The 14,048-nt window shown below is 66.9% G+C and carries 11 protein-coding genes; 8 read left to right on the forward strand and 3 right to left on the reverse strand.

Annotated features, from left to right (window positions below):
- Positions 1-870: 870 nt before the first annotated feature.
- Both D3A59_RS03860 and D3A59_RS03865 read right to left on the reverse strand, forming a co-directional pair.
- On the reverse strand, positions 871-1,902 hold the full coding sequence (locus tag D3A59_RS03860; RefSeq protein WP_119153602.1) for a ParB/RepB/Spo0J family partition protein: 1,032 nt from the start codon (positions 1,900-1,902) through the stop codon (positions 871-873).
- Positions 1,903-3,138 (reverse strand): AAA family ATPase, encoded by a 1,236-nt coding sequence (locus D3A59_RS03865; protein ID WP_205665104.1) that lies wholly within the window; start codon positions 3,136-3,138, stop codon positions 1,903-1,905.
- Between the two features lie 985 nt (positions 3,139-4,123).
- Between D3A59_RS03865 and D3A59_RS03870 the strand changes: the two genes are divergently transcribed.
- Positions 4,124-5,452 (forward strand): replication initiation protein, encoded by a 1,329-nt coding sequence (locus D3A59_RS03870; protein WP_157991389.1) that lies wholly within the window; start codon positions 4,124-4,126, stop codon positions 5,450-5,452.
- Between the two features lie 443 nt (positions 5,453-5,895).
- On the opposite strand, the gene D3A59_RS03875 is transcribed toward D3A59_RS03870, so the two are convergent.
- The gene (locus D3A59_RS03875) at positions 5,896-6,813 is read right to left on the reverse strand and encodes a LysR substrate-binding domain-containing protein (protein ID WP_157991390.1); all 918 of its coding nucleotides are present in this window, start codon (positions 6,811-6,813) and stop codon (positions 5,896-5,898) included.
- Between the two features lie 122 nt (positions 6,814-6,935).
- Here D3A59_RS03875 and D3A59_RS03880 point away from each other — a divergent pair, with 122 nt between their 5' ends.
- From D3A59_RS03880 to D3A59_RS03910, 7 genes are all read left to right on the forward strand, one after another.
- Positions 6,936-7,907: a tripartite tricarboxylate transporter substrate binding protein gene (locus tag D3A59_RS03880; protein WP_119153605.1), complete on the forward strand. Its 972-nt coding sequence runs from the start codon at positions 6,936-6,938 to the stop codon at positions 7,905-7,907.
- An 8-nt stretch (positions 7,908-7,915) separates the two neighbouring features.
- Positions 7,916-8,410, forward strand: coding sequence for a tripartite tricarboxylate transporter TctB family protein (locus D3A59_RS03885; protein ID WP_157991391.1), 495 nt, complete (start codon positions 7,916-7,918; stop codon positions 8,408-8,410).
- Positions 8,411-8,413: 3 nt separating this feature from the next.
- Positions 8,414-9,913, forward strand: a complete 1,500-nt coding sequence (locus tag D3A59_RS03890; RefSeq protein WP_119153606.1) for a tripartite tricarboxylate transporter permease — start codon at positions 8,414-8,416, stop codon at positions 9,911-9,913.
- A 182-nt stretch (positions 9,914-10,095) separates the two neighbouring features.
- Complete coding sequence (locus D3A59_RS03895) at positions 10,096-11,151, forward strand: aromatic ring-hydroxylating dioxygenase subunit alpha (protein ID WP_119153607.1); 1,056 nt, start codon at positions 10,096-10,098, stop codon at positions 11,149-11,151.
- Positions 11,148-12,098, forward strand: a complete 951-nt coding sequence (locus D3A59_RS03900; protein WP_119153608.1) for a PDR/VanB family oxidoreductase — start codon at positions 11,148-11,150, stop codon at positions 12,096-12,098. The genes D3A59_RS03895 and D3A59_RS03900 overlap by 4 nt, the downstream gene beginning before the upstream one ends.
- Before the next feature lie 14 nt (positions 12,099-12,112).
- Complete coding sequence (locus D3A59_RS03905; protein WP_119153609.1) at positions 12,113-12,871, forward strand: SDR family oxidoreductase; 759 nt, start codon at positions 12,113-12,115, stop codon at positions 12,869-12,871.
- On the forward strand, positions 12,868-14,048 hold a 1,181-nt coding region (locus D3A59_RS03910), incomplete at its 3' end, for an aldehyde dehydrogenase family protein (protein ID WP_119153610.1). The genes D3A59_RS03905 and D3A59_RS03910, both read left to right, overlap by 4 nt.

Genomic DNA, 14,048 nt, shown 5'->3' on the forward strand with positions numbered 1-14,048 from the left:
GCACGCCGACCTGCGTACCACCTCGATCTACACCCGCGCCGAGGAGCGGCTGATCGTCACGGAGTTGTCAAAGGTGAGGCGACGCGGGTGATGGGTGCGGAGAAGAGAACTCACAACTACGCGGTGTTGCACCATGCAACGCATCCTTGGAGTTTGACCTACTGCTCTAGAGTGGCAGGGCGAGCTGCCGACAGAACTTAGCGGCATTGAGTAGGGTTAGACGACATGAGTACCCTGCCCCGTTCCAGCGCCTGTCCTGCCCTCGAACCTCACACTTCATTTCTTAAACCGCGCGCTGTGAAGGGGCGGAGGAATCGAGACGCGTTGCACCATGCAACACCGCCCCTCCGGCAACAGCTGCTTGTGAACTTGTCCCCGTAGAGACCGAAGAGCCGGTACAGCTCATTCGCCCCACCGCATGATGTCCGACGGAAGAGACGGCCCTTGCTCGAGTAGATTCTTAACCCGGCCGTGCGACCACGGCTGGCCCTTCGAGGTCTCGCTGTGCGTTCAGAAGCTTGCAACTCAGTGGGGGCAACACCACGTCAAGTCGCGATCGGAAGAAGGCTCCCAGACTCTCCAAAGTACACCGGGACATCCTGGTCGGGCCGCAGGAGTGGGTCAGGAAGTAGCAGGACGGTATTGATCAATACCCTGCCCTCAAGGCACACCCCGTGCATGTGGAGCACAGACTTGAAGTAGACGAAGTCCCCTGCCGGGATCCTCACCTGCGGTCTAGCGCGTCCACCTTCCTTGAAGGAGGCCCTCGTCTGATCGAGGGACTCCCAGCATCCCGGCTATTGGGCGTTCGCGAACCCGCTCTCGAGAGAGCGGGGACGGCTACCCGTAGCACTGGACGCATCGAGTGCGTCAGTCACTGACGAGGAAGCCTTCTATGAGGCGTGCAAGGGCAGCGCGCCGGTCCTCGCGCAGTACGCCTGCCTCGATGCGGACGAGCGTCCGTCCCTTTGCATCACTGGTCAGTGACGCCACCTTGTGACCGCTCTTTTGGATCGGGATCGCCGCCGGTGTTGCATGGTGCAACGCCTGCTCACCCGGTTTCGTCAGCGCCTCGAACACTTGGCGGGCGCCCAGGCGCGGCGCCATCGATTTCAGTGCATTCGCTCGCTTTAAGGTGCCTTCAGGATCCTTCTGCACCGCCTCGCCTAGGTCTGCGGCCCAGCCGAACTGGATTTCGAGCGGACTGGGAAAAGCCTCGATGACCGCATCCGGCAGCCGTGCCAGGGCAACGCTACGCGACACCATCGAGACGTCCACGCCTACGCCCTCGGCGAGCTTGCGCAGAGAGGGATACAGCCCTGTGTCCAATGCTTGCCGGTACATGCAGCCCTGCTCCCAGGCGCTCAGATTCTTGCGTGCTCGGTTCTCGCGCTCCATTTGCTGGAAGAGATCCAAGTCCGACGTTTCCTCGACAACGGCGAGGACCGGAAGTCCCAGTTCCAGGCAGGCCCGATGGCGGCGATGTCCGAACACCACCTCGTACTGCGCCTGCATGTCGGGTGTTGCACCATGCAACGCCCCACGCGCCGGCCTCACCTTGATTGGCTGAACGTTGCCCCCTGCCGCCCTGATTTCCTCCTTCAAGGCCTCGAACTCCAGCGTCGCGAACGAGCTCAGGTGGCGGTTCGCCCACTTCGACGGGACGACGAGCGACGCATCGATCATGCGGACCGGATTCGCCCCTTCGAACTCCTTCAGACGATCCTTCAGCTCCTCGACTTCACGGATCGCCGTCGACTGCTGGCTCATGAAATGCAGCATCGAGCCCGGCGCCGTCTTGGGCCGCGCGGCCTCGGACGCTGCTAGGGCAGGCTCCGAGGGCTTCGGGACACCGAGCGGCGCCGAGATCAGCCCGGCCTTCTGAAGCAGCTTCTTGCCCATTTACTTGCCCCCCTTCGAAGTCTTCTTCGCCTTGGCGGCGTTACGCTGAGCTGCGGCATCCGCTTCCTTTCGCCAGACAGACTGGATGGACCGCTCGACATAGCTGACAAAGAGGTCGTACGCATCCCTCGCCCGCTTGAACGTCTTGGCGCTTCCGTCGTAGCGGGACACGTCATATGCAGTGCCGAACTCGGCCGACGTCGTCGCGGTCACCGCGGTCTTCGGGATCTCGACCGGCAGCACCTTCTCTGCATAGGTCGACTGAATCCATTGTCGGACGATGTTGGCAGTGACGTCGGCGGAATCAACGCGCGACATCAGGATGTGGATGAAATCGAATTCCTTGTCGAGACCGCGCTGCGTTAGCAGCTCGTTCGTCAAATCTGAAAACAGCGACCAGAACTGTGCGGCCGAAGCGAAGTCGAGCGCGTTCGGGGGCAGCGGCATCACGATGCCGTTGGAAGCCATAAAGGCGTTGATCGTGGTGTACGACAACGAAGGAGGCGTGTCGATGATGATCACGTCGTACTCCGGCCGGACATCGTCGATGCCATAGTTCAGCACGTTCCAGAACTCAAAGCCCGGCTCCTGGGTCTGCCGTGCCGGCAGGGCGAATTCCGCGCCAAAAAGCACTGGGGCTGCGGCCACCAAGTCGATGCCGTCCCAGTAGGTGGGGCGGATTGCGTAGCGGATAGAAGTCTCCGCGCCCATCGCGAGCGGCAGGATGGTGTCCTGCTCCTCCACCTCCGTATCTGGCAAGGTCCCGAAGAGCGTGGTCAACGAACCCTGGGGATCAGTATCGATCACCAGCACCCGGTGCCCGAGCAAGGTCAATCCCTGCGCCAGCGTCATCGCAGTCGTGGTTTTCCCCACACCGCCCTTGAAGTTGCCGATGCTGATCGTCACGGCTTCCGCACCCTCCGGGCGCAGCCGTTCCTTGTGGTACTCCCGAATCCATACACGTGCTTCCGCCAAGCTGAACTCCCGACGGCTACCTGACTGGTTGAGTCGCCCCGCCGGCAAGTCGCCACGCGTCATGCGATGGGCGATCGATCCCTTCTCCACGCCGAGCAAGGTCGCCAGCTGGCTCAGGTTGATGATCGGCGGGGCCTTGCGCGACGTCGGCGACAGCATTGCCGCACGGATCTGCGACATCATGTCCACCGCGCGTGCGGCCTGATCGGCAATGGCGCCCAGACTGATGGACGCCGGGGCTTTGAGTGTGAGTTGGTCCATGAAATCCTCCGGGCGCGGAGCCTACCACGCACTTTACGAATAGCGGAGGAACTACTTCTTTTCCGTCAACATGTATGACCTTCATGCAACAGCTGGCCTGCTGGAGGCCCTGATCGGTCCCTTGTCCTTCGATTTCTTGTTGTACTTTTTGCCAAAAAGGCTTTCCAGGGATTTAGAAGATTCAATACCTACAATCTCTTTAATACCTTTAAGGTGGAGATTTTCCTTATAGATCAATAACTTAGGATGATTTACGTGAGTGGATACGGGAAGATGCGGAGAACTTTCGGGAAGCAAGGTGAGGGGATACAGGATGCGTCGTGAGGCCGAACGGGAACATGGGTGCAGGGATTCGGGGGATGCCCTGGGAAGGTGGGCGGAGGTCCGCATCGGTCCAGGGATGCGGACAAGTGAGAGTCTTCGGGAAGGGCTTGGGTCTCGCTCCGTTCGAACGTCAGACCAGAAGGCTCAGGGAGCGGCGTGAGCAGAAGCGCCACGCCCTGCGCGTCGCGTGTAGGTTCTCGGGAGTCCCTGTCCCAAGGCTCGGATGAGCCTTGGGTACCCAGCTAGGGAGAGGCAGAGCTGGCACGTGAAGGTTTTCAGGACACGTTGTGTAGGTGCCTGTGTCGCCCGGACTTCAAGCCATGACCAAGTCGACTTTCTCGCGACGTGAGAGTTTTCAGGATGCCTCAGGCTGCTGTCGAACACGGATGAGGCACGTACAGACCTTTACCTGCAGTCGGAGCAGGCATTGGCTGGCGATGATGGGTGACGTGAAGGTTTTCGGGAGGTTGGCGTGGGGGAGGGCGGTTCATCCGGAGACTTGCCGCGCTGCATCATGTGAAGGTTTTCGGGAAGCAGGTGGAAGAGGGGGCGCAAACGTGAACATGAACATTCACCTCATCATGTACATTGCCGCATGCTCGACGATGACCGCTCCCCCCCTCCTAGGAAACGCAGCACAACGCCACGTGCCGCAAGGTCTATGGTGCCGTCGGAAGGAGGCTCGGCGGATCTCCTGCGCAAGCCCGTCAACGCGCTGGCCATCGTCCCGCAAAGCAAGCGCATCACCCCGTTGTTTCGTAAGTCCTACAACGTCATGCTCTACCTCGCGCAGGAGCAGGGGCTAGAGAAGGACATTTTCCGAGCGCCGCTGTCCAACGTGATTCGAGGTCTGGACTTCGATTCCAACGACACCGCGCTGGTCAAGAAGCACCTGCGGGCCATGGCGTCCACCACTGTCGAGTGGCAGTCGCCAACCACCGGGGAGGGGTCCACGTGGGCCGTCAGCGGTCTGATTGGACATGCCGAGATCAAGCGTGAACGCGGCCAGGTATGGCTGGAGTGGTCCTATTCCGTCAAGCTCAAGCAGGAACTGCTGCAGCCGAGCGTGTTCGCGCGGCTGTCGATCGAGATCATCTCGCAGTTGCGCTCGCATGGCGGCATCGCCCTCTACGAGATCTGCTCGCGCTACCGGGACGTCGGACGTACCGCGCGGCAGCCCTGGTCATGGTGGCGTCCCGTGCTAAGCGGCAAGCCGGAAACGGACAAGACGCGAAAGCAGGAATACCGCTTCTTCAAACGAGACGTTCTCAAGTTGGCAATTGCCGAAGTCAATGCGATTACCGACATCACGGTGGAACTGGTCGAGCACAAGGCTGGGCGCTTCATCTCGGAGCTGCAGTTCAAGGTCGCGAAGAAGGCACAGGCGGCACTACCCTTGCGCGCCCCTCCGGCTCCGCTTGACCTGTCGTTGGTGATCCGCGCACAGAAGCTGGGCATCGACGATCTGCACGCGGAGGAACTGCTGCACGAGCACGGCGATGCCGCCTTGCGAGCAGGGCTGGACGCGCTCGAAAAGCGCATTGCCACCGCCTATCCCGAGCCCTTGCGGGACCCGTATCGCTATCTCAGGACCCTGCTGACGGGCGAGGCTAGTCGAGCTCCCAAGAAAGAAACGATCGAGATCGCGAATCAGCCGGCAGCGCCTCGTCAGAACATGGTAATAGAGTCCAAGCGCCATGCCCGTTGGCAGGAGGAGTGGCTGCGCCGACGCCGCGAGAAGGTCATCAGCGATTTGCAGTCCCTGTCGGAAGAGGAGCAGACGCGCATTGCGGCACTGCTCCTTGACGACATGGAGGCGCGCAAAGTCCATCCGTCCATCCGCAAGCGGTTGCAGACGAGCGGCTGGCAGCATCCCATGGTGCTGCATGAGATGGTCCGTTTTTATGCTGCGGCAAGCATCGGTGAGCACTGGGACAAGCCGACGCCGCAGCAACTGCTGGAGGTCGCGGGTCAACTGGGCGACGAGTAGGGCGGGGGAGCTTACCGTCCAAGCTGGGAGTGGCCACGACGACGGTCACTCCAATCGGCTGCATGGTATTCAAGGTATGGAGATGCGAGTGCGCCACACCAAACGCCTAGTAGACGGCTTTCACTGGGTGGGGGCGTCCATCCCTTGCTTACTCCCTTCTCTCTTCAAGTGCCTGTGCACGAATTCCCGACCGATTAGCGTGCTGTGCCGCTGCGCGCTGGCTTCAGTGGCAACTCCACAAGGTCGGGCGCTGCACCACGGATGGCCAGCAGCACAGCGTTGCTGTGGTGCACGAAGTCCACGAAGCTAGGAATCTCCTTGCAGCGCACTCTGACGCCCACGCTCGGATGGGCCTGCGGCCCGTAGCGCTCGGCCAGCAGGCGAGCACCTCATCCCGGGGCCGCACATCCACGACTCCATGACGCCTATCCGAAAGAGGCTGCCTACCTCTTCGAGTCCGATATCGACGAGCGGGGAACCGCAAAATGCCGGATCCAGCCCGTTAACGCCTGCGCTGCAGGAGTGAGCGGAAGATCGTGCCGACGCAGCACGCAGATGGTCGGACTCGGCACTGGCTCCTCCACGGGCACGATAGTCAGGTCCTCCCGATAGGAGTTGCTCACGTACAAGGAGCGGGGCATGGTCGCCACCATGTCAGACATGGCCACGATGCCGGGCAACGCGAGGAAGGACTCGCAGACCATCCCCATGCGCGGCTCTCCCAGCCCTAAGGACTCGAACATCTCCCGGATCATTGCACCGGGTCCACGGGGAGCACTCGTGAAGATCCAGTCGGAGTGCTGCAACTCGCGCAGGCTTGTCGCCTGGGCCAGCGCATGCCCCCGCCGCGCGACGATCACGATGTCGGCCATGTAGAGCGGCTCGGCGACGAAATCGGGCTCGACTTGGTTGAGGTGCACCGGGGTGATCGCGAAGTCGAGCGTCCCTTCACGCAGTGCGGGGGAGACGCCCGGGTAGAGGCCATCGCGGGCTTGGACCTTGATGGATGGGTACTTCTCACGGAACACGCGCAAGGCCCGCGGCAGTCCGCCCAGCGCGACCGCGGGCGAGGTGGCGAACGAAAGGGTTCCCTCCCAGCGTCCGCGCAGCTGCGCGATCTCGTCCTTCGCACGCTGCGCCTCTGCCGTGATGAGACGGGCGTGCCGCAGGAATGCTTCGCCGAAAGCGGTCGGCAGCACGCCCTGCTTGGTGCGGATCAGCAGCGGGGCGTGGAGCTCCTCCTCGAGCTGCTGGATCGCCAGCGTCAGGGCCGGCTGCGAGACGTGCAGCTCCTTCGCGGCCGCCCGGATGCTGCCCGCTTCGACGACGGTCACGAGCGCCTGGAGGGTCTGGAGCTTCACGGGTCTTCGGGTTGTTACCAAGATATTGGTTCTTGATCATAGTCAATAAAAAACGATTTAGTGGCTATGTCCCCGTCTGCCTACCATCGCTTCCAGACCTCTAAACCGACGGAGACATCCCCATGAAAGACGCCACCCGCCGTCTGCTCCTGCGTTCCCTGCTGCTCGCCGCTCCGGCCCTCGGCCTCGCTTCCCCCGCGCTGGCCGGCGGCACCTACCCCGCCAAGCCCATCGAGGTGATCGTGCCGTGGCCGGCCGGCACCTCGGCCGACGTCGGGATGCGCACGCTGGCCCAGGCGATGTCCAAGCGCCTGGGCGTGCCGATGCAGGTCATCAACAAGCCGGGCGGTCAGGCGGTGATCGGCACCGCCGAGTTCGTCAAGGCCCGCCCCGACGGCTACACGCTCGGCTCGGTGAACATCGGCCCGGCGGTCTCGCAGGTCGTCGCCGGCAACGCGCCCTACGGCTTCGACGACATGACGCCGATCGGCATCTACAGCGTGCTGCCCTTCGTCGTCGCGACGAAGGCCGACGCACCCTACAAGACGATGAAGGAGGTCGCCGCGCACGCCGCCGGCGGCAAGCCGGTCATCCTCGGCAACTTCGGCCCGGGCGCGGTGCCGACGCAGACGGTGGTGCGGCTGTCGGGCACGGACGGCTGGAAGCCCAAGCTGGTGAGCTTCCCCTCGCCCGGCTACACGCAGCTGCGTGCCGGCGACGCCGACCTGATCACGGTCGAGTCGATCAACATCGTCGGCCAAGTCAAGGCCGGGCAGGCCCGGGTGCTCGCGACGATGGCGCCGCAGCGCCTGCCGGCCTTCCCCGACGTGCCGACCGTCAAGGAGCTGGGCTACGGCTTCGACGTGTTGATCTGGACCGGCCTGTTCGCGCCGAAGGGCACGCCGCCCGAGATCGTGCAGAAGCTCAGCGCGGTGTTGCGCGAGTCGCTCAACGACCCGGTCGTCAAGGACTACGCGGAGAAGTCCGGCACGCTCTTCCCCTACCTGGACCCGCAGCAGACCGTCGCGCGCATCCGCGAGGACGAGGCCTGGCTGCGTCCGGTGATGGATTCGCTCGGCCTGATCAAGAAGTGAGGCCGCCCGTGTCTCGCGCTGTCGCTCGCGGCCTGTGTGCCGGTTTTCTCGGGGTCTCGCTCGTGCTCGGCCTGCGCCTAGACCGCTGGATCTCCGGCAGCGAGAGCGGGCTGGCTTGGTACGAGTCGGCGCGGCTGTTCCCGCTGCTGGCGATCACGCTCGTCGCGCTGGGTGCGCTGGCGCAGCTGCTGAGGCTGCGCGGCGCGGCGAGGGCCGCGGGCGGGGACGACGAGGCCGACGCCGAGGTGGACGCCCGCGGCAGCCGCGGCCCGCTGGTGGCCGCCGGCGTCGCCGGCCTCGTCGCGATGGCGCTGCTGACCGGCTGGATCGGCTTCGTGCCCTCGGTCGTCGTGGTCGCCGGGTTGCTGGCGCACGCCGCCGGGCTCGGCGCCCGCCGCGCGCTGGTGTTCGCGCTCGTGCTCGCGACGCTGCTCCACCTCGTCTTCGTGCTGGGCTTCGACGTCTGGTTTCCCGCGCCCCGCGTGCTCGAACTCATCGGATGAATCATGTTCGACCCCCTGATCGGATTCGGCGCGCTCGCGAGCCTGCCGGTGATGCTGGCCCTGCTCGCGGGCAGCGTGCTCGGCATCGTGATCGGCATCCTGCCCGGCATCGGGCCGGGCGTGGCGATCGCGATGCTGCTGCCGATGACCTACGGCCTGCCGCCGCTGGCCGGCCTGGGCCTGCTGCTGGGCATCTACGTCGGCGCCTACTACGGCGGCGCCGTGACCTCCATCCTGATCAAGACGCCGGGCGAGGCCTCGTCGATCATGACGATGTTCGACGGCCACCCGATGGCGCAGCGCGGCGAGGCCGAGCGTGCGCTGTCGCTGGCCTTCGCGTCGGCGCTGATCGGCGGCGTGTTCAGCGCGCTGGTGCTCGGCTTGGTCGCCGGCCCGGTGTCGGGCTTCACCAGCCGCTTCGGCGCGGCCGAGCGCTGCCTGGCGGCGCTGCTGGCGCTGATCTTCATCGCCCGGGCCTACCAGAAGCAGTTCGCCGCGGCGGCGATGATGATCGGCGTGGGCCTGCTGGTCGGCACGGTCGGCATCGACTCGATGTCGAACGAGTACCGCTTCACCTTCGGACTGACAGAGCTGCAGAGCGGCCTGCCGCTGGTGCCGATCGTGATCGGGCTGTTCGGCGTCGCGCAGGCGCTGGTGCTGATCTCCAAGCGGCCGGACGCCGCGGTCGCCCTACCCGAGGCGCCGCTCGGCCGTCCGCGCCTGGCGCATTTCCTCGAACCCTTCCGCTACCCCCGTACGCTGTTGCGCTCGCTGCTGATCGGCACCGGCATCGGCGTGCTGCCCGGCATCGGCTCGGCGCTGTCGACGACGCTCGCCTACTTCGCCGCGAAGCGCCAGTCGGCCGACCCGCAGTCCTTCGGCCAGGGCAATCCGGAGGGCATCGTCGCGGCCGAGACCGCCAACAACGCCAACAGCGGAGGCGCGATGCTGACCGTGCTGGCGCTGGGCATCCCGGGCGACGCGATCACCGCGATCATGATGGGCGTCTTCATCGTGCACGGCATCGTCCCCGGGCCGACGCTGTTCGCGGACGAGCCCCACCTCGCCTACGGCATCTTCGCGGCGCTGATCGCGATCAACGTCGTGATCCTCGTGTGCCTGCTCTTCCTCGCGAAGCCCTTCGCGCGGCTTAGCCAAGTCGACCCGCGCTGGCTCGGTTGCGCCATCCTGATGCTGTGCTTCGTCGGCGGCTACTCGAGCGCGAACTCGATGTACGGCGTGTGGATCGCGCTGGCCGCCGGCGTGCTGGGCTGGGCCTGCGCGGTGGCGCAGATCCCGGTGGTACCGCTCGTGCTCGGGCTGGTGCTCGGGGACGTGCTGGAGTCCTCGCTGCGGCAGACGCTGTCGGTCAGCGAGGGCGCCTGGTCGATCTTCGTGACGCGCCCCATCGCCGCGGTGCTGCTCGCCTGCTGCGTGCTCGCGCTGCTACAGCCCCTGTGGGCCCGGCTGCGGCCGGCGGCGCCCGAGGAGCGGCTGGCATGAGCCGGCCGCCGCTCTTCCCCGGGGACACCTGCGCCGGCTTCGCCTAGGGCCGGGCGTCCCTCTCAAAGAAAAAAGCATCCGGACGGGTTTCCAGGCGGGCCGCAGGGCCGCGCCTCGGGGCGGATCGCGCCCGCGAAGCCTGCAGGAACCTGTGTGTTCGAGTTTCCCCTTGGAGGATTGACATGTTTCTTCGCAATTGCTGGTACGTCGCGGCCTGGGACATCGAGGTGCCGCGGGAGGGCTTCCTGGCGCGCACGCTGCTGGGCGAGCCGGTGGTCTTCTACCGCGACACGAAGGGCCGCGCGGTCGCGCTCGAGAACCGCTGCTGCCACCGCGCCGCACCGCTGTCCATCGGCCGCCACGAGGGCGACTGCGTGCGCTGCATGTACCACGGCATGAAGTTCGACGCGAGCGGCGCCTGCGTCGAGATCCCCGGCCAGGCGGTCGTCCCGCCCAACACCTGCGTGCGCAGCTACCCGGTGGTCGAGCGCGACCGCTTCGTGTGGATCTGGATGGGCGATCCGGCGCGCGCCGATGCCTCGGACATCGACGACTTCTTCTGGCACGACTCGCCCGAGTGGCGCATGAAGCCGGGCTACATCCACTACCAGGCCAACTACAAGCTGATCGTCGACAACCTGCTCGACTTCACGCACCTGGCCTGGGTGCACCCGACCACGCTCGGCACCGCGAGTGCCGCGGAGCTGCGGCCGACCATCGAGCGCAGCACCGAGGGGCGCGGCCGGCTGAGCATCACGCGCTGGTACCTCGACGACGAGATGCCCGCGCTGCACCGCAGGGTCGCCCGCTTCAGCGGCAAGGTCGACCGCTGGCAGGTCTACCAGTGGACGCCGCCGGCCACGCTGCGCATGGACGCCGGCTCGGCGCCGATCGGCACCGGCGCGCCCGAGGGACGGCGTGTGCCCGAGGCGCTGCAGTTCCGCCACACCTCGGTGCAGACGCCCGAGACCGAGACCACCAGCCACTACTGGTTCTGCCAGGCGCGCAACTTCGAGCTCGACAACGACGCGCTGACCGAGCAGATCTACGACGACGTGGTGGTCGCGTTCGAGGAAGACCGCCGCATGATTGAGGCGCAGCAGAAGATCGTCTCGCAGACGCCCGGCCGCCCGATGCTACCGATCGCGGCCGACGCCGGCCTGAACCAGGCGCGCTGGCTGATCGACCGCCTGGCCCGCCAGGAGGCCGCAGCCCTGGGCACGGAGGGCCGGTCATGAGCACGCTGCTCGATGTCGTGGTGCGCGACATGCGTGCTCAGGCCCGGGACATCGTCTCGATCGAACTCGCTCCGGCGGTCGCCGGCACGGTGTTGCCCAGCGCCGAGGCCGGCGCACATATCGACCTGCACCTGCCGAGCGGTCTGGTCCGGCAGTACTCGCTGACCCGGCCGGAGGCCCGCCCCGCGACCTACACCGTCGCGGTGGGCCGCGACGCGAACAGCCGCGGCGGCTCGCGCTGGATCCACGAGCAGCTGCGCGTCGGCACCCGGCTGCGCATCGGCGCACCGCGCAACAACTTCGCGCTCGATCCCGCCCACCGCCGCGTGCTGCTGCTGGCCGGCGGCATCGGCATCACGCCGATCTACGCGATGGCGCAGACCTGCGATGCCGAGGCGCGGGACTGGCAGCTCCACGCCTGCGCCCGCTCGGCCGCCCGGCTGCCCTACCAGGAGGAGCTACGGGCACTGGCGGGCGACCGGATGACGCTGCATTTCGACGACGTGCAGGGCCGTCCCTGCGACTTCCGCGCGCTGCTGGGGCGGCAGCGCTGGGACGCGCTGTACGCCTGCGGGCCGGCGCCGATGCTCGCCGCGGTGCGCGAGGCAGCGGCCCACTGGCCGGCGGAGGCTGTGCGCTTCGAACTGTTCCAAGCCCCGGAGACACCCCAAGCGACCCGACGCGCCTTCGAGTTGGTGCTCGCGCGCGCCGAGACCACGACAACAGTCTCGCAGGACGAGAGCGTACTCGACGCACTGGAGCGCCTGGGGATCGAGCATCCCTGCGCCTGCCGGGAGGGGATCTGCGGCTCCTGCGAGGCGACGCTGCTGGAGGGCCAGGCGGAGCACTGCGACATGGTGCTGTCGCCGGCCGAGCGGGCCGCCAATCGGCGGTTCATGGTGTGTGTATCGCGTTGCGCCGGCGACCGCCTGGTGCTCGATCTTTGAAGGAAGGAATCCAGATGATGCTCGACAACAAGGTGGCCGTCGTGACTGGCGGCGCGTCCGGCTTCGGGGCGGCCGTTGCCCGCACGCTCGCCCGCCGCGGCGCGGCGGTGATGATCGCGGACCTCAACGGCGAGGGCGCCGACCGCGTGGCCTGGGAGATCCGGGAGCAGGGCGGCCGGGCCGCGGGACGGGCCTGCGACGTGACCTCCGAGGCGCAGTTCGCCGCGGTGTTCGAGGCCACGCTGCAGGACTTCGGCCGCCTCGACGTGATGGTCAACAACGCCGGGACCACGCACCGCAACAAGCCGGCGCTGGAGGTGAGCGAAGAGGAGTTCGACCGCGTGATGCGCGTCAACCTCAAGAGCATCTTCTGGTCCTCGCGTGTGGTGCTGCCCTACTTCCGCCGCCAGGGCGGCGGCTGCATGATCAACGTCGCGTCGACCACCGGCGTGCGACCCGGCCCCGGCCTGACCTGGTACAGCGCCAGCAAGGCCGCGATGATCAACCTGACGCGCGGCCTGGCGCTGGAGTTCGCGAAGGACGGCGTGCGCATCAACGCGGTCAACCCGATGATCGGCGAGACGCCGATGATGGCCGACTTCATGGGCATGGCCGACACGCCCGAGAACCGCCAGAAGTTCCTCGCCCGCATCCCGCTCGGCCGCTTCACCCGGCCCGACGACGTGGCCGGCGCGGTGGCCTTCCTCGCCTCCGACGACGCGAGCTTCCTGACGGGGGTCTGCCTCGACGTCGACGGGGGGCGCAACATATGAGCCGCCCGGACTACCGCTGCCCGCCGCAGCTGATCGGCGGCCGCTGGCGCGCCCCCGCGGGCCGCGCGCGCCGCGCGGTGATCGACCCGGCGACGCGCGAGGTGCTCGACGAGCTGCTGCTGGCCGATGCCGCCGACGTCGCGGAGGCGATCGCGGCGAGCGAGCGCGGCTTCGAGGCCTGGCGCCGCGTGCCGGCCCACGAGCGCTGCGCCCGGCTGGAGCGGGGCGTGGCGCGCATGCGCGAGCGCCTGGAGTCGATCGCGACCCTGCTGACGCTGGAAGAGGGCAAGCCGCTGGCGGAGGCGCGCGCCGAGTGCGCGATGGCCGCCGACCTGATCAAGTGGTACGCGGAGGAGGCGCGCCGCGTCCACGGCCGGATCCTTCCGGCGCGCGCGCCGGGCACCAGCATGCAGGTGCTCAAGCAGCCGGTCGGGCCGGTGGCGGCCTTCTCGCCCTGGAACTTCCCGCTGGTGCTGTCGGCCCGCAAGCTCGGCGGCGCGCTGGCCGCCGGCTGCTCGATCGTCCTAAAGGCGCCCGAGGAGACGCCGGCGGCGGTGGCCGCGATGGTCGAGTGCCTCGCCGAGGAGCTGCCTGAGGGCGCGCTGCAGTTGCTCTACGGCAACCCGGCCGAGATATCGCAGCAGCTGATCGCCTCGCCCGCGATCCGCAAGATCAGCTTCACCGGCTCGGTGCCGGTGGGGCGGCAGCTCGCCGAGCAGTCGGGCCGGCACCTGAAACGCATCACGCTGGAGCTGGGCGGCCATGCGCCGGTGCTGCTCTGCGCCGACGCGGACCTGGACCGCGCGGTGCCGCTGCTGGTCGCGCAGAAGTTCCGCAACGCGGGGCAGGCCTGCCTGGCGCCGACGCGCTTCTATGTGCAGCGCCGGCTCTACGGCGCCTTCCTGGACGCCTTCGCGGCGGCCGCGACGGGGCTGAAGCTCGGTGCCGGCCTGCAGCCCGGCACGCAGATGGGGCCGGTTGCCAACGGGCGCCGGCAGGAGGCGGTGCAGTCGCTGGTGTCCCGCACCGTCGCGGCGGGTGCACGGCAGCTCACCGGTTTCGACGCGGACGACGGCGGCTGCTTCGTCGCGCCGACGCTGCTGGCCGACGTCCCCCCGGACGCGCCGGCCATGCAGGAGGAGCCCTTCGGGCCGCTGGCCTGCGCGGTGCCCTTCGA

The organism is Caldimonas tepidiphila, assembly GCF_003569765.1.
GTDB classification, from domain to species: Bacteria; Pseudomonadota; Gammaproteobacteria; order Burkholderiales; family Burkholderiaceae_C; genus Caldimonas; species Caldimonas tepidiphila.

Excerpts from the sequence above, each read along its gene's own strand:
- D3A59_RS03865 (WP_205665104.1), bottom strand. The coding sequence starts at position 3,138 with ATGGACCAACTCACACTCAAAGCCCCGGCGTCCATCAGTCTGGGCGCC.
- D3A59_RS03870 (WP_157991389.1), top strand. The coding sequence starts at position 4,124 with ATGGTGCCGTCGGAAGGAGGCTCGGCGGATCTCCTGCGCAAGCCCGTC.
- D3A59_RS03900 (WP_119153608.1), top strand. The coding sequence starts at position 11,148 with ATGAGCACGCTGCTCGATGTCGTGGTGCGCGACATGCGTGCTCAGGCC.
- D3A59_RS03890 (WP_119153606.1), top strand. The coding sequence starts at position 8,414 with ATGTTCGACCCCCTGATCGGATTCGGCGCGCTCGCGAGCCTGCCGGTG.
- D3A59_RS03880 (WP_119153605.1), top strand. The coding sequence starts at position 6,936 with ATGAAAGACGCCACCCGCCGTCTGCTCCTGCGTTCCCTGCTGCTCGCC.
- D3A59_RS03860 (WP_119153602.1), bottom strand. The coding sequence starts at position 1,902 with ATGGGCAAGAAGCTGCTTCAGAAGGCCGGGCTGATCTCGGCGCCGCTC.
- D3A59_RS03895 (WP_119153607.1), top strand. The coding sequence starts at position 10,096 with ATGTTTCTTCGCAATTGCTGGTACGTCGCGGCCTGGGACATCGAGGTG.
- D3A59_RS03905 (WP_119153609.1), top strand. The coding sequence starts at position 12,113 with ATGATGCTCGACAACAAGGTGGCCGTCGTGACTGGCGGCGCGTCCGGC.